The organism is Iodobacter violaceini, from assembly GCF_011601265.1.
Taxonomy (GTDB): Bacteria; Pseudomonadota; Gammaproteobacteria; order Burkholderiales; family Chitinibacteraceae; genus Iodobacter; species Iodobacter violaceini.
The window spans coordinates 127570-150556 of record NZ_JAAOLX010000008.1 but is presented as its reverse complement, the minus strand read 5'-3'; the positions used below and the strand labels follow the sequence as shown (position 1 = coordinate 150556).

At 49.5% G+C, this 22987-nt stretch carries 24 protein-coding genes; 15 read left to right on the top strand and 9 right to left on the bottom strand.

All coding sequences use genetic code 11. The features are described from left to right. Window positions 1-44 precede the first annotated feature (44 nt). The gene (locus tag HA050_RS15985) at window positions 45-944 is read right to left on the bottom strand and encodes a LysR family transcriptional regulator (RefSeq protein ID WP_166828270.1); all 900 of its coding nucleotides are present in this window, start codon (window positions 942-944) and stop codon (window positions 45-47) included. 158 nt (window positions 945-1102) lie between these two features. Between HA050_RS15985 and HA050_RS15980 the strand changes: the two genes are divergently transcribed. The 4 genes from HA050_RS15980 to dut all read left to right on the top strand — a co-directional run bounded on the left by HA050_RS15980 (window position 1103) and on the right by dut (window position 5241). Further along, window positions 1103-2233 carry an agmatine deiminase family protein gene (locus HA050_RS15980; RefSeq protein ID WP_166828267.1) on the top strand — a complete coding sequence of 377 codons (1131 nt, stop codon included), beginning with the start codon at window positions 1103-1105 and terminating at the stop codon, window positions 2231-2233. Window positions 2234-2257: 24 nt separating this feature from the next. Beyond that, entirely contained in the window at window positions 2258-3370 is a 1113-nt protein-coding gene (locus HA050_RS15975) for an agmatine deiminase family protein (RefSeq protein ID WP_166828265.1), read from the top strand. A 235-nt stretch (window positions 3371-3605) separates the two neighbouring features. Continuing rightward, window positions 3606-4787 carry a bifunctional phosphopantothenoylcysteine decarboxylase/phosphopantothenate--cysteine ligase CoaBC gene (gene coaBC, locus HA050_RS15970; protein WP_166828262.1) on the top strand — a complete coding sequence of 394 codons (1182 nt, stop codon included), beginning with the start codon at window positions 3606-3608 and terminating at the stop codon, window positions 4785-4787. Between the two features lie 4 nt (window positions 4788-4791). Beyond that, the gene (gene dut / locus HA050_RS15965) at window positions 4792-5241 is read left to right on the top strand and encodes a dUTP diphosphatase (RefSeq protein WP_099396890.1); all 450 of its coding nucleotides are present in this window, start codon (window positions 4792-4794) and stop codon (window positions 5239-5241) included. Window positions 5242-5314: 73 nt separating this feature from the next. Here the strand turns inward: dut and HA050_RS15960 are convergent, their stop codons facing one another. The 3 genes from HA050_RS15960 to bfr (HA050_RS15950) form a co-directional block, all read right to left on the bottom strand. Beyond that, window positions 5315-6376 (bottom strand): GGDEF domain-containing protein, encoded by a 1062-nt coding sequence (locus tag HA050_RS15960; protein WP_166828259.1) that lies wholly within the window; start codon window positions 6374-6376, stop codon window positions 5315-5317. Between the two features lie 193 nt (window positions 6377-6569). After that, entirely contained in the window at window positions 6570-7037 is a 468-nt protein-coding gene (bfr, locus tag HA050_RS15955; RefSeq protein WP_099399380.1) for a bacterioferritin, read from the bottom strand. 11 nt (window positions 7038-7048) lie between these two features. Then, window positions 7049-7519 (bottom strand): bacterioferritin, encoded by a 471-nt coding sequence (gene bfr, locus HA050_RS15950; protein WP_166828257.1) that lies wholly within the window; start codon window positions 7517-7519, stop codon window positions 7049-7051. Between the two features lie 348 nt (window positions 7520-7867). Between bfr (HA050_RS15950) and HA050_RS15945 the strand changes: the two genes are divergently transcribed. Together HA050_RS15945 and HA050_RS15940 are read left to right on the top strand one after the other, a co-directional pair. Beyond that, window positions 7868-8644 (top strand): inositol monophosphatase family protein, encoded by a 777-nt coding sequence (locus HA050_RS15945; RefSeq protein ID WP_166828254.1) that lies wholly within the window; start codon window positions 7868-7870, stop codon window positions 8642-8644. Between the two features lie 33 nt (window positions 8645-8677). After that, on the top strand, window positions 8678-8875 hold the full coding sequence (locus HA050_RS15940; RefSeq protein WP_166828251.1) for a DUF3460 family protein: 198 nt from the start codon (window positions 8678-8680) through the stop codon (window positions 8873-8875). A gap of 71 nt (window positions 8876-8946) precedes the next feature. Here the strand turns inward: HA050_RS15940 and HA050_RS15935 are convergent, their stop codons facing one another. From HA050_RS15935 to purT, 3 genes are all read right to left on the bottom strand, one after another. Continuing rightward, window positions 8947-10578: a methyl-accepting chemotaxis protein gene (locus HA050_RS15935; RefSeq protein ID WP_166828248.1), complete on the bottom strand. Its 1632-nt coding sequence runs from the start codon at window positions 10576-10578 to the stop codon at window positions 8947-8949. A 261-nt stretch (window positions 10579-10839) separates the two neighbouring features. Next, on the bottom strand, window positions 10840-11229 hold the full coding sequence (locus HA050_RS15930) for a group II truncated hemoglobin (protein WP_166828245.1): 390 nt from the start codon (window positions 11227-11229) through the stop codon (window positions 10840-10842). Between the two features lie 2 nt (window positions 11230-11231). Beyond that, the gene (gene purT / locus HA050_RS15925) at window positions 11232-12428 is read right to left on the bottom strand and encodes a formate-dependent phosphoribosylglycinamide formyltransferase (protein WP_166828242.1); all 1197 of its coding nucleotides are present in this window, start codon (window positions 12426-12428) and stop codon (window positions 11232-11234) included. A 599-nt stretch (window positions 12429-13027) separates the two neighbouring features. Between purT and HA050_RS15920 the strand changes: the two genes are divergently transcribed. Continuing rightward, window positions 13028-13822 carry an outer membrane protein OmpK gene (locus HA050_RS15920; RefSeq protein WP_166828239.1) on the top strand — a complete coding sequence of 265 codons (795 nt, stop codon included), beginning with the start codon at window positions 13028-13030 and terminating at the stop codon, window positions 13820-13822. Window positions 13823-14306: 484 nt separating this feature from the next. Next, a complete protein-coding gene (locus HA050_RS15915; protein WP_166828236.1) occupies window positions 14307-14726 on the top strand; it encodes a hypothetical protein in 420 nt (139 codons plus the stop codon). Window positions 14727-14826: 100 nt separating this feature from the next. Here HA050_RS15915 and HA050_RS15910 read toward each other — a convergent pair whose 3' ends face one another. Further along, window positions 14827-15054: a DUF1653 domain-containing protein gene (locus HA050_RS15910; protein WP_205836469.1), complete on the bottom strand. Its 228-nt coding sequence runs from the start codon at window positions 15052-15054 to the stop codon at window positions 14827-14829. Window positions 15055-15089: 35 nt separating this feature from the next. Beyond that, window positions 15090-16673, bottom strand: coding sequence for an L-aspartate oxidase (nadB, locus tag HA050_RS15905; protein ID WP_166828233.1), 1584 nt, complete (start codon window positions 16671-16673; stop codon window positions 15090-15092). Window positions 16674-16826: 153 nt separating this feature from the next. Here nadB and rpoE point away from each other — a divergent pair, with 153 nt between their 5' ends. From rpoE to lepA, 7 genes are all read left to right on the top strand, one after another. Then, window positions 16827-17444 carry an RNA polymerase sigma factor RpoE gene (rpoE, locus tag HA050_RS15900; RefSeq protein WP_205836468.1) on the top strand — a complete coding sequence of 206 codons (618 nt, stop codon included), beginning with the start codon at window positions 16827-16829 and terminating at the stop codon, window positions 17442-17444. Between the two features lie 28 nt (window positions 17445-17472). Continuing rightward, entirely contained in the window at window positions 17473-17958 is a 486-nt protein-coding gene (locus HA050_RS15895) for a sigma-E factor negative regulatory protein (protein ID WP_166828230.1), read from the top strand. Then, window positions 17959-18930, top strand: a complete 972-nt coding sequence (locus HA050_RS15890; protein WP_166828227.1) for a MucB/RseB C-terminal domain-containing protein — start codon at window positions 17959-17961, stop codon at window positions 18928-18930. Between the two features lie 9 nt (window positions 18931-18939). Beyond that, complete coding sequence (locus HA050_RS15885) at window positions 18940-19413, top strand: SoxR reducing system RseC family protein (protein ID WP_166828224.1); 474 nt, start codon at window positions 18940-18942, stop codon at window positions 19411-19413. Continuing rightward, a complete protein-coding gene (locus HA050_RS15880) occupies window positions 19410-20816 on the top strand; it encodes a DegQ family serine endoprotease (RefSeq protein ID WP_166828222.1) in 1407 nt (468 codons plus the stop codon). The genes HA050_RS15885 and HA050_RS15880 overlap by 4 nt, the downstream gene beginning before the upstream one ends. Further along, complete coding sequence (locus HA050_RS15875; RefSeq protein WP_205836467.1) at window positions 20813-21058, top strand: glutaredoxin family protein; 246 nt, start codon at window positions 20813-20815, stop codon at window positions 21056-21058. The genes HA050_RS15880 and HA050_RS15875 overlap by 4 nt, the downstream gene beginning before the upstream one ends. A gap of 67 nt (window positions 21059-21125) precedes the next feature. Beyond that, a complete protein-coding gene (lepA, locus tag HA050_RS15870) occupies window positions 21126-22919 on the top strand; it encodes a translation elongation factor 4 (RefSeq protein WP_166828219.1) in 1794 nt (597 codons plus the stop codon). Window positions 22920-22987: the final 68 nt, after the last annotated feature.

The following is a 22987-nucleotide window of genomic DNA, read 5'->3' as shown; positions in this document are numbered from 1 at the left end:
TAGTTTCCTAAAGTGACGCAGGTTTTTCATTAATGTGACATTTTCTATTGCGCAGTAGTGGAAAATGCCTGCAGCAATAACCAATCAAATACTTGCTGCACAATCTCTGCCCGCGGCTGACCCGCCACCTTGGATATCCACCAGCCAGGGCCGTTCAGGCAAGGGTAATCGGTAAGGATGGCGAGGCGTCCCTGGTCTAAATTATCCGTGGCCAGCAGGCGGGGAAGGCAGGCGATGCCCCGCCCGCGTAATACAGCATCGAGCAGCAGACGAGGGTCGTCGTAAATGGCTTTTTTACGCAGATGCCCAAACTGCCCGCGAAACAGCCCTGCCGTGCGGTCATTTGTCAGCATGCTTTCTAAACACAACAGGCCAGTGTGCAAAGAATGCTGTGCCAGCGGCAGCTCTGCCAGTTGCCGGGCAAGCGCAGCGGAGCAGACGGTAATCCATTCATCCTGCAAAAAAAGGCGCTCCGCTAAGCCCGCCTCTTGAATCGGCCGGTCGCCAATCGCGATATCAACATCCACTTCATCAATAAAACGCGCTGTTTCATCGCAAGAGAGCACAAGGCAAAGATCAGGCAGAGCCGCTTGTAAGAGGTCCAGTTTAGGCTGTAGCCAGCCGTGCAAGAGTGGGGCGGGGCAAACAAGGGTGACAAGGCCCGGATCAAGGTAGGTGGCGATGTTGTCTAAACCATTTTGTAACATATCAATCGATTGCCGCACGCTGCGTTGCAGTACTTCACCCGCCACGGTGAGCTCTACGCCACGGCCAACCCGGTGAAACAGCGGCTGGCCCAGTTGTTTTTCTAAATCACTGATCTGATGGCTGATCGCCGATTGCGACAGGCAAAGCTCGTCTGCTGCACGCGAAAAATGCCCGAGGCGGGCAGCTGCTTCAAAACCGATCAAAAGCTTGAGCGAAGGAATGCGCTGGGCAGACATATGAGAAAACCTAATTGGTTGTGGCAATAAATATCAGTATTCGTCAAGTATGCCATGAATGCACAATGTTTCCCTGTCTGGCATATCGCGATTGATGCTTGAGTTCATATTGTTTTAAGCCTTGTAAAAATAAGGCAAAAAAGTAAGGAGTGTAAAAGATGAACACCCGTCGTTTATTCTTGAATCGTTGTTTTCAGGGGGGCAGCCTTCTATTCCTTGGGCCATTGCTGAGTGCCTGCGGTGGTGGCGGTGGAGACAGTGGTGCGATTGCCCCGATAGCCCCGCCTATGGCCTGGCTGATGCCGGATGAGGGGAGGCTGCATAAGGCTACATGGATGGCTTTTATTGCTGATGAAGCGATTTGGGGGCGTTCATTGCAAGGGCCGGTGCAAGATACACTGGCCCGCATCGCCAATGCCATTGTGCAGTACGAGCCAGTGAATATGCTGGTGCGTCAGCAGGATCTTGCCTTGGCAAAACAGAAGCTGAACCCAAAGGTGAGGTTGATTGTGCAGGATTTAGATGATCTATGGCTGCGTGATACCGGCCCTGTTTTTGTGAGGAATGTTCAGGGGGAAAGGGCAGGTGTCAATTTCAACTTTAATGGCTGGGGTAAGAAGCAGGCGTTTAGCAAGGATGCTCAGGTCGCTGCCGCGATCACAGGCCAGGCGGGCACCAGAATGCTCAGTACTAAGCTGGTGCTGGAAGGCGGTGGGATCGAGGCAGATGGCAAAGGCACGGCCATTATCACCGAAAGCTGCGTTTTGAATGCCAATCGCAACCCCGGCTTGAGCAAGGCGGCTTGCGAGGCCGAACTTAAAACGCTGTTGGGCATTCGCAAGGTAATTTGGTTGCCAGGGATTGCGGGCAAGGATATTACCGACGGACATACCGACTTTTACGCGCGTTTTACCCAGCCTGGTGTGGTGGTTTGTGGTTTAGAAACGGACCCCGTCTCTTTTGATTACGCCGTGACTCAGCAACATTTGGCGATCTTGCGTGCCGCCACCGATGCCGATGACCGGCCTTTGCAGGTGCATGTGCTTGAGGCCCCTGTGAAAGTTCGGCCGGAATACGCAAATAAAGATTTTGCCGCGGGTTATATTAATTTCTATGTGGCGAACGGGGCGGTGTTTATTCCTGAATTTGGTGATGCCATGGCGGATGAAACGGTCAGGCTGCAAATGCAATCTCTTTTTCCGGGGCGGGTGGTGGTGCAAATTAATATTGATCCGATTGCCGCAGGTGGCGGGGGGATTCATTGCATTACGCAGCAAGAGCCGGCATAAATCTGTTTGTTAAGGAGTAATAAAATGACAACACGGCGTACTTTTCTAAAGCGAAGCTTATTAGGCTCCGGGCTGTTGCTGGCAGGGACAATGGCAGCGCCCTTCAATGAATTAATTTTTGCTGCAGCAGATGAAGGAGGCTGGACTATGCCCGATGAAGGCGAGCCACATGCTGCAACCTGGATGGCTTTTGGCCCAAGTGAAGAGATATGGGGAAAGCGTTTGACCTCTGCTGCACAGGATAATCTGGCCACCATTGCCACCGCTATTTCTGCTTTTGAACCCGTGAATATGCTGGTGCGTGAGGAAGATTATGATGTGGCTGCGAGTAAATGCAGCAGCCGGGTTAAATTGATTGTGCAGCCGGTAGATGACTTATGGATCCGTGATTCAGGGCCAGTTTTTGTCCGCAACAGGCAAGGGCAAATGGCTGCGGTTGATTTTAATTTTAATGGTTGGGGCAATAAACAGGCGTATCAGCGAGATGCAAAAGTAGCCGGTTTTGTCGGGCAATATAGCAAAACAAAAATGCTGGAAACACGCTTGACTTTAGAAGGGGGTGGCATTGAGGTGGACGGCGAGGGTACGGCCATTATCACCGAAAGCTGCGTGCTTAACGCTAATCGTAACCCCATGTTGAGCAAGGCCCAGTGCGAGGCCGGGCTGAAACGTTTGCTTGGCGTCAGCAAAATCATTTGGCTGCCTGGTATTGCTGGGCGTGATATTACCGATGGGCATACCGACTTTTACGCACGCTTTACCAGCCCCGGTGTGGTGGTGGCAGGTTTTGATGCAGATCCTTCTTCTTATGATCATGTTGTGACCAAACGCCACCTGGAAATACTGCGTAAAGCCACCGATGCCAAAGGGCGTAAGCTAAAAGTAGTGGTGCTGCAAGGCCCATCTTCTTTGCGTAAAAAATTTGAAAGTAAAGATTTTGCGGCAGGATATATTAATTTTTATGTGTGTAATCACGCTGTGATTGCCCCTGAATTTGGTGATGCCAGGGCGGATAAAAATACACGCGATACCCTGCGCGATTTATTCCCGAAACGTGAAATAGTGCAGCTTAATATTGATGCGATAGCCGCAGGCGGCGGCGGGATTCATTGCACCACCCAGCAGCAGCCTGCTTGAGAAAAAAGCTTAATCATGTGATGGTGATTTCGGTGGAATCTGTGCCAGCGTTTTTTCTGTGGCTTGAGGTTTAGCGCTCTATTTTGGCTGGCTGAAGGCCGCTCAAGAGATGTGTCAGGAAGGCTCAGCCTCTTTGCCTCAAGTGCCTTGTACCGGCTTACTCCTATCCAACAGTACTTATGGTCTATCCTCAGTTAAACTATCGTCTGTGACTAAATGAAGAGAGCGCTTAGCAATGAGCCAAAAACGCATCGTACTTGGGGTAACCGGTGGCGTGGCCGCGTATAAATCAGTTGAACTTGTTCGCTTATTAATTAAAGCGTCTTATGAAGTTCAGGTGGTGATGACTGAAGCCGCAACAAAATTTGTCGGGCCGGTGACCTTTCAAGCGGTATCGGGCCGCCCTGTGTTTGTTGATCTGTGGGATGGCCGCGCACCGAATAATATGGCGCATATTGATTTAACCCGTGGCGCACATGCCATTGTGGTGGCGCCGGCAACGTCCGATTTTATGGCGAAAGTAGCCAATGGCTTTGCCGATGATTTGCTGTCTACTTTGGTGGCTGCCAGAGATTGCCCGCTGTTATTGGCGCCTGCTATGAACCGGCAAATGTGGGAAAACCCGCCTAATCAGCGCAATGTGGCGCAGCTGATTTCAGATGGAGTACATATTCTGGGCCCTGGCGAGGGCGAGCAGGCCTGCGGTGAAGTGGGCCTTGGCCGGATGCTGGAGCCTGAAGCGTTGCTGCAGCATATTGATGCATTTTTTCAGCTGAAATTACTGTCTGGCAAACGCGTATTGATTACTGCAGGGCCAACTTTTGAGCGTATCGATGCCGTGCGTGGCATTACCAACAGCAGCTCTGGAAAAATGGGCTATGCCATAGCCCGTGCGGCTTGGGAGTCTGGCGCTGATGTGGTGCTGGTCTCTGGTGAAACCACCTTGCCTGTGCCGCTGGGCTGCCGCCGCATTGATGTGGTGAGCGCTGAGGAAATGCTGCAGGCGGTGAATGCCGAAGTAGAAGAGGCTGATATCTTTATCAGTGTGGCGGCCGTTTCTGATTACTATGTGCTTAACCCTTCTGAGCAAAAAATTAAAAAAGACGCGCACATTCTTACCCTGGAGCTGGGCCCTAATCCGGATATTCTGGCCAATATTACAGCAAGGGAGAATCCGCCATTTTGTGTGGGCTTTGCTGCTGAATCTGAAAACTTGCTGGAGTATGCAGAAGCCAAGCGTAAGCGCAAAAAACTGCCGCTGCTGGCTGCAAATTTAGTGCAGAACGCAATGGGCGCGGATGAAAATGAAATTATTTTGCTTGATGATGACGGCGAAACCCGTTTAACTCGCGCCCCCAAGCTCGACGTGGCGCGCCGTTTAATTGCCCATATCGCGCGGCTTTATCAAAAAAGGTAAGAAAATGTCTCAAATTGATGTAAAGATTTTAGATGGCAGATTGAAAGAAAACTTGCCGCAATACGCCACCAAAGGCTCCGCTGGCCTTGATTTACGTGCCTGCCTTGATGTGCCGATGGAGCTGGCTCCAGGGGCGACCCAGCTGGTGCCAACGGGTATGGCGCTGCATTTGGACGACCCGGGCCTTGCCGCAATGATTTTGCCTCGCTCCGGCCTTGGCCATAAGCACGGTATTGTGTTGGGTAACTTAGTCGGGCTGATTGATTCAGATTACCAGGGGCAAATTTTTGTTTCAGTATGGAATCGCAGCCAGGTGCCTTTCACAATTCAGCCTATGGAGCGCATCGCCCAGCTGGTGATTGTGCCTGTGGTGCAGGTGGAATTTAATCTGGTCGATGAGTTTGCCGGGTCAGACCGTGGCGAAGGTGGCTTTGGCAGTACAGGCAAGCACTAGGCTGTTTAAGCCTTGTCAAAAAAGCGGGGGCTGAGGCCTCCGTTTTTTGATTAAATCAGGCAGAACTGCTGGCTTAAAATAATTCAATACTTCCGTTTACGGGGTGATGAAGGTTAAGCGCATCAACCGGGGCAATGGTGACTTTATTGCGGCCATTACTTTTTGACTGATACAGCGCTTCATCCGCCCGGCCAAGTACCGTGCTAAGTACCTCGGAATGAAGCAGCCGGGTGAAGCCAATGCTGATGGTGACCTGACCCACCTGGGGGAAGGTTGTCTGCTCTACTTTTTCCCGGAAACGCTCAACTGCAAAAAAGGCGTTGCTTTCACCCTGCGGGCCCATCAGGATCACAAATTCTTCCCCGCCAAAACGAAATAAGTAATCGCCGCTGCGAAAGCTTGCCTGCATCAGCTGTGCAATCAGCAGCAGCACTTCATCGCCATAGATATGACCAAACTGATCATTGATACGCTTAAAGTGGTCAATGTCCATCACGGCTAAAAAATAGGAATCATCCTCTTGCTGGCTTCGCCGGTTACTGTCTTCTTCCGCAGGGGTGTCGCCGATGCTGATGGCGGGCATTTTTTCTTGTAAGCCCATGATTTTCTGGAATTGGCGTTCCAGTGTTTTTCGATTAAGTAAGCCTGTAAGCGTATCTGTTTCACTGTATTTAAGCAGGGATAAATGGTTTTCATAGATGCGGGTCATGCCTTGCAGGGCGCGCAAATCTGTCTGCTTAAAAAGATGTTTGCCCTGACAGTCGATTAAAACATGGGGCTGATCGTTCATTTTAAGCGTGCGTACCAGACGGAAGTGGATGCTCTCCGCAGTGTTTAAGTCGGAAAGAGCGCTTTTAAGGAGAGGGTCAAAGTCATCAGAATCGCTGTTCAGGGTGTTTTGCGCCCTCCATTGCCACGCTTGCTGAATTTCTCCATTAGACAGGCTCAGTGTTTTTTTGATTTGCCAGCCGGCTTGAGAGTGCTCCGTGCCGGGGCGGCAATGATAAAAATCGACCCGTTCTAAATCGAATATTTCTTGCAGGCTGATGCCAAGGCTGATTAAAAGTGCGTCTCTGTCATCCAGACTGGTGAGGTCGGCCATTGCATCCAGCATAATAAAAGGCTTGAGGGGCATGAACAGACTCCCGCGTGTTGGATGAGCGTTTGTATCAAATGCGCTCTGTTTTATAGCTGACGGCTTAAGTTGTATGGTCAGTTTGTTGGATGGGGGCGGGTAAAAGGTGAACTATTTGTCAGATTGGGTGGCATGGCAAAAAAACAGCCGCTCATGCAATGCAGTGGGCGGCTGTTTATTAATGCAAAAAAGCTTAGAGCTGTGTTTGTAAATAGTTTGGCAGGCCTATGGCTTTGATCAGGCCAAGCTGTTGCTCCAGCCAGTGGGCGTGATCCTGTTCGGTGTCGTCCAGAAGTTTAACCAGCATGTTACGGCTGACATAGTCTTGCTCCTGCTCGCAAATGGCGATAACTCGTTTCAGTGCGGCGGCTACATCGTATTCAGTCAGTAAATCATTTTGCAGCATGGCAGGGACATCTGCGCCAATTCGCAGTGCGTCGCGCCCGGCTACATCGGGGATGCCACCCAAAAATAAAATACGGGCAATCAGCAGAGTGGAGTGGCCAATCTCATCCTGACGCTCGTGATCAATGCGCTCATAAAGTTTGCTGTAGCCCCAGTTGTGATACATCTGGCTGTGCACAAAGTATTGATCAACAGAGGTGAGCTCGGTGACGAGCAGCTCTTTTAAGCCAGCAATAACATTTTGTTTGCCTTGCATGGTGATCTTCCTTATGCGTCGATTTGTGATTGGAGGTAATTGGCAAGGCCAAGGGATACTTGTAATTCGGCCTGGGTTTCCAGCCAGTCAACGTATTCTTCTTCGTCTTCGAGCAGATCTTCCAAAATGTCGCGGGAAACGTAGTCTTGCTCCAGCTCACAGGTTTCAATGGCCTGGCGCAAAGTAGTGAGGTGGTTGCTGACCAGTTTTAAATCACAATCCAGCATTTCCGGCGTGTTTTCACCGATATATAATTTGCCAAGCTGCTGCAAATTAGGCAGGCCTTCCAGCATCAGGATTCGGGTGATGAGTTTATCTGCACGCTTCATGGCATCAATCGATTCGTGATACACCGCATCATTCAGTTTTTTTAAGCCCCAGTTGCGGTACATCCGCGCATGTAAGAAAAATTGATTGATGGCGACCAGCTCATTGCCAAGAACGCTGTTGAGCGAGTTAAGGACGAGTTTGCTACCTTGCATTGTGTATTCTCCATGGCCCCTGTCTAATTTTAAATCTATTAGTGGCGGGGTATTTGTCAGTTTTAAATCCCTTCTTTCTGTGTGGGAATTAAAAATCAGTTTCCCTGATTTATCAGCTGTTATTCTATTCTTTTTATTATTTATTGCCAGCCCATAATTTACCATTGAGCGTTTTATATTTTTTATTAAGAATGGTTCTTGTTTTCTTAATGAAATGATATTTAAAAATGAAAAGCACTTCATTGGATAAGTAAGCTTTATAATTCGGGCGGAGAATAAAAACTATTATTGTTTGTGACTTATTTATGTTATTTTTTGCTGAAGATAATCGTGAATTTAGGAGTGTTTATGGTATTGCCTGATGAAATCATTGCCCTGGCTCATCAACTGGCTGATGTAAGCGCTGCGGTAATACGCCCTTATTTTCGCAGCCCGCTGGCGATTGACGATAAAAATGATCATAGCCCTGTCACCATTGCAGACAAAGACGCAGAGCGTGTAATGCGCGGGCTGATCCTGCAAAAGCGCCCGCAAGATGGCATTATCGGCGAAGAGTTTGGCCGGGAGCGTGAAGATGCCGAGTGGGTATGGGTGCTGGATCCGATTGATGGCACCAAGTCGTTTACGGTGGGCAGGGCCTTGTTTGTGACACTGATTGGCCTCTTGCATCATGGCAAGCCGGTATTGGGCATTATTAATCAGCCTGTACAGAATGAACGCTGGCTGGGGATTACCGGCCAGGGTGCATGGCTCAATGGTGAGCCGGTTGTGGCCAACCAGATTGATCAGTTGCAGGCGGCAAGGTTGGGAACAACCGGGCCTCAGTATCTGCTTGCTGGCGCTGCAGCTTTTGCGCGATTATCCGCTGAGTGCCGCTTTACCAGTTATGGGGGGGATGGCTATCTCTATGCGCAGGTGGCAAGTGGCTGGCTGGAGCTGGTGGTGGAAGAAGGTTTAAAATTGCACGATTTTGCTGCACTGGCTCCTGTCGTTAATGGGGCAGGTGGCATGATGACTGACTGGCAGGGAAAGACACTGGATATTCACAGTGAAGGGCAGGTTTTAGCTGCAGCCAACCCGGTATTACACGCGGCAGCACTGCCATTTCTGCTGAACGCGGTATAATGGCTCTATTCGTCACATCTAACGTGGAATGCCATGTTTAAGAACACACAATACGTTTCAGAATTCACCCAATTCATGCAAGGCTATTTAGGAGATAACCCCGAGGTAGCTCAGGGCCAGCTTGAGGGCCGTGCACTGCTTTGGGATAAAGCCCCCCTGGATTTAGACGAGCGTGTACGCACTGCTGCATCAAAGGTTCAGCAAAAACCTTATCCATACCAGGCTGATTAATTGTTTGGCTTTGTAAAAAAACACCGCTGTTGATATCAACAGCGGTGTTTTTTTGTCTGTAGCGATGGATTTCAGGTGTGGTATTGGCTGATTAAGGTGTTGAGTGTGATAGCAATTTGGCGAAGCTCTTCGGAAAGCTCGCTGGTGCTGCTGGCTGTGGCGTGATTTTCTTCGCTGGCCTGAGCTATTTTCTCGATATTGTTCGCAATATCCTGGCTTGCGGAGCTTTGCTCACCAATGGCGTCGGCCATTTGGGCGATATCGCTGACGGTGTTTTTAGATTGCTGCTCAAGATGTGCCAAAGATTCGGCTACGCTCTGCGTATTGCGTACGCCGCTTTCTACCATGCGGCTGGCGTGCTGCATGCCCTCAGATGCAGTACTGGTGTCTCTTTGTACTGATTCAATTTTACTGGTGATTTCAGTGGTGGCTTGTGTAGTGCGCTCGGCCAGCTTTCTGACTTCATCTGCTACTACCGCAAAACCACGGCCTAAATCCCCGGCGCGCGCGGCCTCAATGGCTGCATTGAGGGCCAGCAGATTGGTCTGGTCCGCAATATCTTTAATTACCATCACAATGCTGCCAATTTCGCCTGAACGCTGGTTAAGCTGATCGATGACTGCAGCGGAGCTATTGATGTTTTCGGCAATCTGGCGAATCTCATCAGCAGTGCGGTTGGCAGAATGCGCACCCTCGGCAGCTGTTGACGCACCTTGCCTGGCTTCAGCATTTAAACCTTCTGCGCTGGATGAAATCATATTTACACTGACAGATAGTTCTTCAACGGCTGCTGCTGTAGCGCTTGAGGCGGAAGACTGAATTTCTGATGAATCAGTCATTTGTCTTGCTGCTGTTGATAGTGTTTCAGATGAGCTTAGCAACTGGCTGGAGTTTTTACGGGATTCGCTGATGACTTTACTCATATTAATCAGCAGGCGATTAATGACTGCCGATGACTGGCTGATTTCATCTATACCAGCCTGGTTTAGCCTGAGTGCTAAATTACCCGTCTGATCAATCTCAGTAATCACGGCCTGTAAAGCTGCCAAAGGTTTTCGAATGCTGCGAATAATAATCAGTGCGCTGGCAACGCCGATTAAAATGGCAAAAAACATGAGTGTAATAGAGATGCTGATTGTGGCTGTAGTAATGGTGTCCAGTGTTTTTTCCATGCCTTTTGCTTTTGTGATGGCGTCATCGGCCAGGGCGGTCAGGCCTTCTTGCATAGAACGGACAGGTTCTTTGTACTTTGAAAACTCGGCATTGATTTCAGCTGCCTTTTGGTATTTTTTTGCTTCTACTTCATCGGATATCCGGCTAAAGCCATCGGCATAAGTTTTAAGGTTCTGTGACAACTCATTTAATTTTTGAACATCTTCTTTGCTTGCATTGGCAGAGCCGCTTTTTATTGCTGCATTCGCTTTTTCAAGGGCAATATGCCATTTTTGATCGTATTCTTTGATTTTTTCAGTGTTTTCGAAGTTTAAAAAAATATCTTTTTCAAAACGCCTTAAATCTGTAGCCTGATGGCGGGCTTCGATCAGATCAAGCGAATAGTTTAAATCATGCTGAAGCATATTGATGGTGAGATTCGACTGGCGATTGAGGCCCCATAGTCCCAGACCACCCACGCTGATGAGTAAAAGCAAGAGGAGGGCAAATCCCCCTATTAGCCTTGCGGCAATTGTAAATTTTGAGAGCATGGAATTCTCCAAAGGGAAGCTTTGAAATAGATTGTAGAGTTGATTTAGCGTATTGCCAGCAGAAAGCGCAGAAGGTTGATAAATAGTCTGGCGAAGGGAGATTTTTATTATTTTTGTGCAAAAAAATACCGTATTCAATTGCATGAATACGGTATTGGCAGGGAGGCGTCTGAGTCAATCGGGCGTTAATTGCAGGTGATTGAGTTAATTATATTAATTACAATAAAAGTCAGTGTTTGATGCGTTTGAATTAATGCGGCATTATTTATTACGCATAAAATCAGCTGTACGAAAAAACGCATCTTCCAGGTGATCACGCAATGCGGTTTCCATTGGAATTTCTTCCATGGCCTGAAACATGCACATCAGCCATTGATCACGCTCGTCTTCACCAATAGCAAAAGGCATGTGGCGTGCGCGCAGCATTGGATGGCCATATTTTTCGATAAAACGCTGCGGACCGCCCAGCCAGCCGGATAAAAAATCAAAAAACTTATCGCGAATCACTGTGCTGTCATCGGCGTGCATGGCGCGAATGCCGCTGGCACGCGGGTCGCTATACATAATGTCGTAAAAGCGATCAACTAATTGCCGCAATACAGCGTCGCCGCCTAAAAGCTGGTAGGGCGTCATTTCTGCTACTTCTTGCATATTTAACCTTTTACTGGTTTAACTAAGCTGGCTGCCTGCCCGGCGCGGCTGCGTGCTTCATCCGTATCTGCCCCTGCCGCGAGTGCTACGCCCATGCGGCGGCGGGTAAAGCTCTCCGGTTTGCCAAAGAGGCGCAGATCGGCGCGGGGCACTGCCAGCGCCTCTGCCAGCCCTTCGAAAGCAATACCTTTTTCCTCCATGCCGCCATAAATGACGGCGCTGGCTGCGGGTTCACGCAGTGTGGCATCAATGGGCAGCATTAAGATGGCTCGGGCGTGCAGCTCGAATTCAGAAAAACGCTGGCTGGCAAGCGTCACCAGGCCCGTGTCGTGCGGGCGCGGGCTGACTTCAGAAAACCAAACGTCGTCGCCTTTCACAAACAGCTCCACCCCAAATAAGCCACGGCCGCCTAAATCCTGCGTGATCTTTTTGGCGATATCACGGGCGCGCTCCAATGCCAGCGGGCGCATAGCCTGGGGTTGCCAGCTTTCTACATAATCGCCATTTTTCTGGACATGGCCGATCGGGTCGCAGAAAAAGGTTTCGATTTCCCCGGACTGGCCTGGTGCACGGATGGTGAGCAGCGTGATTTCGTATTCAAAATCAACAAAGCCCTCCACAATCACGCGGCCCTGATCAACACGGCTGCCGCTGGCGGCGTAATCCCAGGCCGCATCGATTTCTGCTGCGTCACGAATAAAAGACTGGCCTTTGCCTGAAGACGACATTACCGGCTTAATCAGGCAGGGCAGCCCGATGGTCTCGATCGCGGCCCGCATTTCATTCAGTGACGAAGCAAACTGGTAGCTGGATGTAGGTAAGCCCAGCGTTTCAGCTGCAAGCCGGCGGATTCCTTCACGATTCATGGTGAGGTGGGTAGCGCGGGCACTTGGGATGACCACTGCAAGGCCGTCTGCTTCTATTTCTAACAGAGCGGAGGTTGCAATGGCTTCAATTTCGGGCACGATTAAATGCGGACGTTCAAGCTCCACCAGGGCACGCAGCGCAATGGGGTCTGCCATATTAATGACATGGCTGCGATGCGCTACTTGCATGCCAGGCGCGTTTGCATAGCGATCAACGGCAATCACTTCAACGCCAAGTCTTTGCAGCGCAATAATCACTTCTTTGCCCAGCTCACCGCTGCCTAGCAGCATTACTTTGGTGGCAGAGGCGGAGAGCGGTGTGCCGATACGCATAAGATTTCCCTGAGCAAGTAGATATGAAAGGGGTGAATTTTAACATGTTCAGCGGCAGGGCTGAGTACGTCTGAGGCAAGCAGGGTGTGAAGGGCAGGTGCACTATATGTGCAGATTTCTGTTCGTATTGGCGCCCGCGCTTTGATTTTTGGGCGGGCGGATTTAATGAGTACTATTTAAGGGTAAAAAACCAGACTATTCTGGCGGGTTTGTTTTTTAGGATAAAAGGCACAAATAAGTCATTGAATCTGATTGCTGCGTGTTTAGTTGATCGCTATATAGCAGGGTAGTGATGCTTTATTTGATCGTGTTTAATCGCGGGATAATTGGTGCTGTAAATGCTGTTTTGTAGGGGTATTTATTTATTGTGTATTTATTTGGCATGTATCTGGTGTGGGTTGTCAGCGTGTTATTTAGAGTGAGTGCGATTTTCTTAAGGTTAATCAATAATATTACCGTTCAAATCCATTAATCTGCTTTTTAAACGTATTTTATTTACTGGCGTAAATAAACTCGTTATGCTGCGCTCCCCTGTGTCGGTTGGGGGAAGAAGGTTTACAGATTTTTACCGAATTAAATAATAAAATGATGAGCTTAATATGAAACTACGCAATATTTTAGTCGCAGCCAGCATTCTTGCTACTCCTGCTGCATTTGCCGGCAACGACTGGTCTTTTAAAAATGTCAGTGTGAACTGGCTTGATTGGTCTAATGGCACTGAAACCCGCACTAATGCGGGTGCATTTGCCGGCAAAAAAGATTTTGCCTTTTTAGAAGTTGAAGGTGGCTTCGGTGGCGACTGGGGTGAGGCATACGGTTTCTTCGATGTTGAAAACCCAACTAAGGGCGCAAGTGAAACAGATGGCCGTGATAAGCGTCGTTATGCTGCAAAAGCCGTTGCTCGTTTTAATTTAGTGCAATTAGGTGGCGTGCCCGTACAAGCCTATGTTCACCTTTATGATGCCCGTGATCATGGTACTTTCTTTAGCCAAAACCGTGTTTTAGGCTTGGGTACCAGTCTTTCAAATGGTAATTTCTGGATTAAGCCATTTATTGGCGGCCATCAGCAATTTGATCGTAATATCGGCGCTCACGCTAATGGCGTGATGGCGGGTTATGTAGCGGGTTACAGCTTCCAAATGTTTGGTCAGTCTTTTATGGCTACCCAGTGGCATGAAACAGAATTTAATCGTGATGATAAATTCCTGACTATGGGCAGCCCGGCGGGCGGCGTGACTCAGGGTAATGCAACTGGCCAGAATGGCGCGGTATCGTTGTGGTGGAATGTCAGCAAAGAATTCACAACAGGCTTGCAATACCGCTATGCGGATCAGAAGCTGGGCTCCGCTTCATATCAGAATGCAATGATTTACACTGCTAAATACAATTTTTAATTGATATTTAATGGTGACAAATAAAAACCCGCTGCGGCGGGTTTTTATTCGCCTGTTAGTTTCATCGTAATGAAATGTCCTGGCTTACAAAATAAAATTACATGCAGGTGCCGGTGTTGAGTACCGGAAGCGCTGTACGCTCAATTAAAAATTGCTGCGGTTTCAGCAACAAAATATTTTTTTGCTGCAACTGAGTATTGATCAAATTTGCACGTTGATGTTTTCTACTTCTGGTCAAACTTGTTTATTTTCGCCACTTAATGAAAAACGTACATGTAAGAATAGCCCGCAGGGCTGATGGTTTATTTCTGTGGTTTTACGTAGTCAGAATGCGGTATTTAAAGTTTCTTCGTGTATGGGTCAAACTTTGATATGCTTTTGTCTTGAAATTTTGGTGTTTGTTCAGGTGTATGTAGCATGTTGGTAAGGTGTACTGATTATTTCTTACACTTTATCTGTTTCTATTTAATTAAAAGGGATGGGTATGAAAAAAGTTTTGCCTCTTTTGTCGCTGTGCTTTTTATTTGGCTGCGCTAACCCGGTTCGGGATGGCATTAATAATCTTCGTACTTCAGTGCGTAACGGATTTCAGGATATTAAAATTGAAGTGGCGCCTGAAGTTACTAAAGTGGCAAATTTGGAAGAATTAAAGCTGGAAGCCGCGCTGGATGATCGTTTTGATTTAAATGGTTATGTAACGTATACGAAATCATGCCATTCTTTTTTAACCATGGATGTTCGGTTTTATAGTGCAAATGGCTCTGCCCTGGGTAATAGCATGGCAATGTCAAAAAGTTATAAGTCGGGTGAGCGCGCTAAATTTAAAGCATCGTTCAAACAAATTGCTAAAGATCGTGGTGAGCTCATCAGCAAAGCTGTTGTCAGTAATTTAAAGTGCTCTTAATTGGCAATAAAAGCCGGGTGGCACGGGCAGAAACAAAAAAAGGAAGCATGCAGCTTCCTTTTTTTGTTTCTGAAGACGGCTGGTTGAATGCCGCTTTGGTTTACCTGGAGTGCCAGCGAAAGCGTGGCATGGTTTCACCATTGTGAGTAATTTCTTCAGTAAACATTGCAAGTGGCCGCACCCAAAGATCAAAGTCACCATAAAGGTGGCGGTATACCACCATTTCTTCTTCTGATTCACTGTGCCTGGCTACGCCGGTTACTTGATAAAGCGGGCCTTTGTAATGCTGATAAATGCCATTTTCAATCGTTTTTATGGGTTTATCCAATCTGTTTTGCCTTGTTCGGGTGATCAGGAAGGTTTTTAGTCCGGGCTCAGGACGGTGCTTTTTGCTTCGCTCAGCATGCCGGGGTAATCTCGGCTGTAATGCAGGCCGCGGCTTTCTTGCCGTGCCATGGCGCAGCGTACGATCAGCTCGGCCGATTGCACCAGATTGCGCAGCTCGATCAAATCGTTAGAGACCCGAAAATTGCTGTAGTAGTCGTCAATTTCATGCTGCAGTAATTCGATGCGGTGTAAGGCGCGCTCCAGGCGTTTGTTGGTGCGCACAATGCCGACGTAATCCCACATAAAGCGGCGTAATTCATCCCAGTTGTGTGAAATCACGACTTCTTCATCTGGATCGGTTACCTGGCTTTCGTCCCATTCAGGGATGGCAGGGCGTTCACTCAGAGTGGTGAGTAAAATATCTGCAGCTGCTGCTTTGCCAAGTACCATGCATTCCAGTAAGGAGTTAGAGGCAAGACGGTTGGCGCCGTGCAGGCCGGTGCAGGCCACTTCGCCTACTGCATATAAATTGGCCACATCAGTGCGGCCGGCGGTATCACTGACAATGCCGCCGCAGGTGTAGTGCGCTGCCGGTACGACAGGGATAGGCTCTTTAGTGATGTCGATGCCCAGCTCCAGGCAGCGCAGGTAGATATTAGGGAAGTGCTCTTTAATAAAGGCGGCGGGCTTATATGAGATATCCAGGTAAACGCAGTCAAAACCGCCTTTTTTCATTTCAAAGTCGATCGCACGGGCCACAATATCGCGGGGTGCCAGCTCGGCGCGCTCGTCGTGCTGAGGCATAAAGCGTGTGCCATCAGGCAGTTTTAATATACCGCCTTCACCGCGTACGGCTTCGGTAATCAAAAATGATTTGGCGTGGGGGTGATAGAGGCAGGTAGGGTGGAATTGAATGAATTCCATATTGGCCACACGGCAGCCTGCGCGCCAGCCCATGGCAATGCCGTCGCCCGTTGCTACATCCGGATTGGTGGTGTAAAGATAGACTTTGCCTGCGCCGCCACTGGCAAGCACGGTGGACTTTGCCACGATGGTTTCAACACGGTCGGTTTCTTTATCGTAAACATAGGCGCCGTAACAGTGCTTGCCTTCGCGCCCCAATTTTTGATCGGTGATTAAATCAACGGCAATATGCGATTCAAGTACGGTAATGTTGGGGTGGGCCGCTACTTTATGCGCAAGTGTATCGATGACGGCTGCGCCGGTGGCGTCTGCCGCGTGGATGATGCGTCTGTGGCTGTGCCCGCCTTCGCGGGTGAGGTGATAGCCCTGGTAGGCGCTGTCGCCTTCGGTGTCTTTAGTGAAGGGCACGCCCATCTGGATCAGCCAGTCGATGGCTTCTTTGGAATGCTCAACAATAAAGCGCGTGCTTTCCTGATCGCACAGTCCCGCGCCGGCGACATGGGTGTCCCGAATGTGCAGCTCTACACTGTCGGTACCATCGAGTACTGCTGCAATGCCGCCCTGTGCCCAGCCGCTGCCGCCGTCCCGCAACTCGCGCTTGGTCACCAGACCCACTTTGATGTGGTCAGCTAAGTGCAGAGCCATGGTCATTCCGCCAAGGCCACTGCCGATGATTAATGCATCAAATTCACGCATTGCAGGTGTTCCATTCCCAGAAAAATGGAATATTAACAGAGGCCAGACCGTCTACGCCGTGTATAAAGCCAAATCTGTCGGCTTTTGTATGCGCTGGCTTGATAAAAATCATGGTCAACCCCATGTGAGTGTAAATATCTTTTGGAGACATCTTTGATTCAGCGAACCGATCGTGATATCGATCAGGAGCTTGTTCTGCGGGCTCAGGCGGGAGATAAGCGAGCCTTTGAACTGTTGGTAGTGAAATACCAGCGGCGTGTCGCACGTCTTTTGTCGCGGCTGATTCGCGATCAGTCAGAGATCGAGGACGTGTCTCAGGAGTCGTTTATCAAGGCTTATCGCGCTTTGCCATCTTTTCGTGGCGAAAGTGCTTTTTATACCTGGCTATATCGTATCGCCATTAATACGGCTAAAAATCATTTGGCTACCCTGGGCCGCCGCCCGCAGCTGGCGAGCCTTTATGAAGATGAAGATGAAGAGGGGGAGTCGCTGGATGCTGCTGCACAAATACCGGATTACCATACGCCTGAAACTGAACTCTCTAACCGGCAGATTGTCTCTACAGTAAATGCAGTGGTTGATGAGTTACCTTCCGAGTTGCGAACGGCAATTACGTTGCGCGAAATGGATGGTTTAAGTTATGAAGATATCGCCGCCGTGATGAATTGCCCCATAGGCACGGTTCGTTCTCGGATTTTTCGCGCTCGTGAGGCTATCGCAAATAAGCTGAGGCCTTTACTGGATGTCGTCGGAAAAGATAAGCGCTGGTAAGCTTCGAAGGATATGAGAGGGTAATGTGATGAAAGAAAAACTTTCCGCCTTAATGGATGGCGAGCTTGATGTGGCAGACATCGATGGTTTACTTGCTGAAATGAAGCGCGATGCCTCATTGAATCAGGATTGGTACGATTGGCATCAGCTCAGCGATAATATGCAGGAGCACCCCTTGCTTTCTCCTCAGTTTATGACGCGATTTTCTGCGCGGCTGGCGGCGGAACCTACGGTGGTGGCACCGCAGCGTCTGAAACGCAGCTCGGTAATGAAAAAATTACTGGTTCCTTTAACTGCGGCTGCCTCAATCGCCTTTGTGGGCGTGGCGGCTTGGCAGACTAAAACAAACTTTAATACTGCACCTGCCATGGTGGCGGTACAAAATGCGAAGCCCGTGGATAAAAAACCACCTGCCATACGCGCCTACCTGGCTGCGCATAGTCAGGAATCTGGCAATGTACTGGCTGAGCGGGATATTGTTTATGCGGATTTTGGCACGGAGAATATGCGCTAGATGAGCGACTTGCTGGGTAGATTAAAGCCATTTTTGCTGTGTATTAGTTTGTTTTTGCCTGTGGGCGCCATGGCCGCAGCAGAGCTGAATAATACAGATGCCGTGATTGTACTGAACCGGATGTCTGCTGCGGCTAAACAGAATGATTTTCAGGGTCTCTTCACGCATCAGCATGGTGACTCCACGGAAACATTCAGAATTGTGCATGTAGGGAGTGAGCCGGTGGAGGTTGAGCGCCGGGAGTCGCTGGATGGTCCGCGCCGCGAGTATTATCGCAAGGGTGATCACGTCAGCATTTATCTGCCATCTAAGCGGGCAGTCTCTTTAGACCGGCGTTTCAGCTCCAAATTATTTCCCCAGCATTTGCCGGAAAACGCCGATTCGGTACTGCTGAATTACAAGCTTAAAAAAGGCGGTATGGAGCGGGTTGCAGGCTTAAATGCTCAAATTTATGAGCTTGAACCCAGAGATGTTTACCGTTTTCCGCTGCGTTTATGGATGCATATTGATAGTGGCCTGATTTTAAAGTCTGAGCGCTTGGGGCCGTATTCTCAGCCGGTTGAATTGTTTGTTTTTTCTGCACTCACCCTCGGTAAGGTTGACCGCGCATTATTGAACCCGGTTAATCCATTGCGCCCTGTAGTGATCGAATCGAATCAGGGCGTGGCCAGTGCGCCTGTTGAGCCCGCCTGGATTATCGATCATCTGCCCCGCGGTTTTCGATTTATGAAAAGTATTCAGCGCACACTGATCGGTAAAGAAATGCCGGTGGTACAGCATCTGTACAGTGATGGTCTTGTGACCGTTTCGGTCTTTCTGGAGCCTGCTGTGGCAGAAGCCAGAGAAGGGGCTTCGCATCAGGGTGCGATGCATATGCAGGTGCGGCAAATTGATGGAAAAATGGTCACCGTATTGGGTGAAGTGCCTGCTGAAACAGTTAAGGCATTTGCCCTTGCTTTTCAACCCCGTTAGTGACAAAAAATGATTGAAACAGAGGCTCAGGTGCAGCGGCTGGATGGCGTTCATGCCTGGGTGAAAATAAAGCCACATACCCCCTGTGGCCGTTGCGATCCAGAAACTGGCTGCAAGGCTATGGCGCTGAGCCGCATGTTTGCTCAGTCGCAAGATGGCTTCAGGGTTAAAAATCCTTTGTCGTTTAAGGCAGGGGATTGGGTGACGGTTGCAGTTGAAGAGCAAATGCTGCTTAAAAGTGCCGTGTGGGCCTATGGAGTGCCTTTGCTCTTGCTGATTGCCGGCGCTGCAGCGGGTCAGTGGCTTGCGCCTCAGATGCCTGCCAGTGCGGTGCTGGGTGGCGTACTTGGGTTTGTAGTGGGTTTTGTGTTGCTGAAACAGCAGCACCAGCTGGCGGCTTCGGCCGAGCCAGTCATTGTGGCGGGCAAAGCAGTGTCTGGCCCGCCGTTTCTTAGTCCTTGTCAGATGAAACGTAAACCATGATGAAAAAATTACTGTTAAGCCTTACTTTGGGCTTTGTTTCTGTCTCATCCATTGCGGCTAACTTGCCAGATTTTACTCAGCTGGTTGAGAAAGAAGGCCGGGCAGTGGTCAATATTTCTACGACCTCTACGATTAAGGAGCAGCCCCAGCAGATTGGAGATGAAGATGGCATGGATATCTTCCGCCGTTTTGGTTTTCCTGTGCCACGGATGTTGCCGCGAAATGGCCAGCAACAGCAGCCCCGCGAGCGCCAGGCCCAATCCTTGGGGTCTGGTTTTATTATGGCGGCCGATGGCTATATTCTGACCAATGCCCATGTGATTGCTCAGGCCGATGAAATTACCGTAAAGCTCACAGACAAGCGCACCTTTAAAGCAAAAGTGATTGGTGCGGATGCCCGTACCGATGTGGCTTTGCTGAAAATTGATGCCACAGGCCTGCCTAAAGTCACGCTGGGCGATGCAAATAAATTAAAAGTGGGTGAGTGGGTCGTGGCAATTGGCTCGCCATTTGGCTTTGAAAATACGGTAACCGCCGGGATTGTTTCAGCCAAGGGCCGCAGCCTGCCTGATGAAACCTTTGTGCCCTTTATTCAGACTGACGTAGCGATTAACCCCGGCAATTCGGGTGGCCCGCTCTTTAATATGGCCGGCGAAGTGGTTGGGATTAACTCGCAAATCTACAGCCGTTCGGGTGGCTTTATGGGCTTGTCGTTCTCGATTCCGGTTGATGTGGTGATGAAGGTTGCTGATGAGCTGAAGGCGACCGGTAAAGTTACACGGGGCCGTATTGGTGTGGCGATTCAGGAATTGAATGACGATCTGGCAAAGAGTTTTGGCCTGAGTAAAGTCAACGGCACACTTCTGGCCAGCGTAGAGAAAGATGGCCCGGCGGATAAGGCCGGCCTAAAACCAGGTGATGTGATTCTGAAATTTAATGGCCAGGCCATTGCCTCAGCCAGTGATCTGCCTAAGTATGTGGCTGCCGTGCGCCCTGGTACAAAAGTGCCGGTGCAAATCTGGCGCGATAAAGCCTTGCGTGATGTGAGTGTAACGATTGGCGTGCTGGAACAATCTGATCGTACCACCGCTGAGCGTGAGTATCGTGGTGGTCAGAATGACGAGGGCGGGCGCTTTGGCTTGTCATTGCAATCGGTTGATCCGGCACAGCTGAAGGGAATGGGGCTGAAGTTTGCGGTGCTGGTGCAGGCAGCCCGCGGACCTGCCGCTAAGGCTGGCTTGCAGGGAGGAGACCTGATTGTAGGCGTTGCAAATCAGGAGCTGACCAGCCTTGCCCAGCTTAAGCAAATACTGACCGCTTTAAAGCCAAATGAAGCAACGGCACTGCGTGTGATCCGTGGCGATGCCTCTATGTTTCTGACTTTGCGTGCACCTGCCAAATGATTCAGCTTAAGTTATATGGAAGAGAATATTGCAGTCTGTGCCATGTGATGCGGGATCTTTTGCAGCCGCAGGCACGGATAGCAGGTTTTGAGCTGGAGTGGATTGATATCGATGATGTCGATCATCTGGAAGCGCAATATGGCGAATGGGTGCCTGTTTTGGCGGGGTCTGACGGGGTGGAAATTTGCCATTACCACCTCGATCAAGCGGCTCTTGATGCCTATATTGCTAATTTCCGTTAAAATCAGCGGAAATTAATATTTGGGGTACGATCGCGTACCCCTTTTTCGTGAAATATCTGGCAGGCCAATGGATCATATTCGTAATTTCTCGATCATCGCTCACATCGATCACGGCAAAAGCACGCTGGCTGATCGCTTTATCCAATTCTGCGGCGGCCTTGAGCTGCGGGAGATGAGCGCACAAGTGCTCGATTCGATGGATATCGAAAAAGAGCGTGGTATCACAATTAAGGCGCAGACCGCTGCGCTGACATATAAAGCCCGTAATGGTGAGATTTATAATCTTAATCTGATCGACACCCCGGGACACGTTGACTTCTCATATGAGGTGAGCCGCTCTCTGGCCGCCTGTGAAGGCGCGTTGCTGGTTGTTGATGCCTCGCAAGGTGTTGAGGCGCAAACTGTGGCCAACTGCTACACCGCGCTGGAGCAGGGCGTTGAGGTGGTGGCGGTTTTAAATAAAATCGATTTGCCTGCAGCTGATCCAGAGCGTGTCATTCAGGAAATTGAAGACATCATCGGTATTGAAGCCACGGATGCCGTGCATGCCTCTGCTAAAAGCGGTATCGGTATTGAAGATATTCTTGAATCTCTGATTACCAAAGTGCCTCCGCCTAAGGGTAATCCGGATGGCCCGCTGAAAGCACTGATTGTCGATTCATGGTTCGATAATTACGTTGGCGTGGTGATGCTGGTGCGTGTGGTGGACGGCCAGCTCAGCCCGAAAGAAAAAATCATGTTTATGTCGAATAAGTCGCAGCATCTTTGCGAACAAGTCGGTGTATTCACGCCAAAAACAGTACAAAGAACCGTACTGAAAGCCGGTGAAGTGGGCTTTATTATTGCGGGTATTAAAGAAATTGCTAATGCCAAGGTAGGCGATACCATCACCACGGCTAAAGATCCGGCAACCGAGCCTTTGCCTGGTTTTAAAGAAGTAAAGTCACAGGTGTTTGCGGGCCTGTACCCAATTGAAGGTCACGATTACGAAAAACTGCGTGATGCCTTGGAAAAGCTCAAGCTCAACGATGCTTCCCTGCATTACGAGCCTGAAGTTTCACAGGCTTTGGGTTTTGGTTTCCGCTGCGGCTTCTTAGGTTTATTGCACTTAGAAATCGTGCAGGAGCGTTTAGAGCGCGAATTTGATATGGATCTGATTACCACTGCACCCACAGTGGTTTACGAGCTGCTGCTGAAATCAGGCGAAGTGATTCATATCGAAAACCCGTCCAAGCTGCCGGATCCTTCTAAATACGAAGAAATTCGTGAGCCAATTATCACGGCAACGATTCTGGTGCCACAGGATTATGTGGGCGCCGTGATGACGCTGTGTAATCAAAAGCGTGGTACTCAGCGCAATATGCAGTATATGGGCCGTCAGGTCATGCTGAGCTACGATCTGCCAATGGCAGAAGTGGTCATGGATTTCTTTGATCGTCTTAAGTCTGTCAGCCGTGGTTATGCCTCGCTTGATTATGATTTCAAAGAATTCCAGGCCGCTGATTTGATTAAGCTTGATGTGCTGGTTAACAGCGAGCGTGTGGATGCCCTGAGTCTGATTATTCACCGCAGCAGCAGCCAGTACCGTGGCCGTGAGCTGGTGGCTAAAATGCGCGAGCTGATCCCGCGTCAGATGTACGATGTGGCCGTGCAGGCAGCTATTGGCAGCCAGATTGTTGCGCGTGAAACGGTAAAAGCCACGCGTAAAGATGTTTTGGCAAAATGTTATGGTGGTGACGTTTCGCGTAAGCGTAAACTGCTCGACAAGCAAAAAGCGGGTAAGAAGCGCATGAAGCAAGTTGGTAACGTTGAAATCCCACAAGAAGCCTTCCTTGCGATTTTGCAAGTGAGCGATAAATAAGTGCCCTAATAAAAGTCTTCGGGCGTCGTTATCCTTCCCCGCCGTGGTATTGATACTGGCCTCAAAGG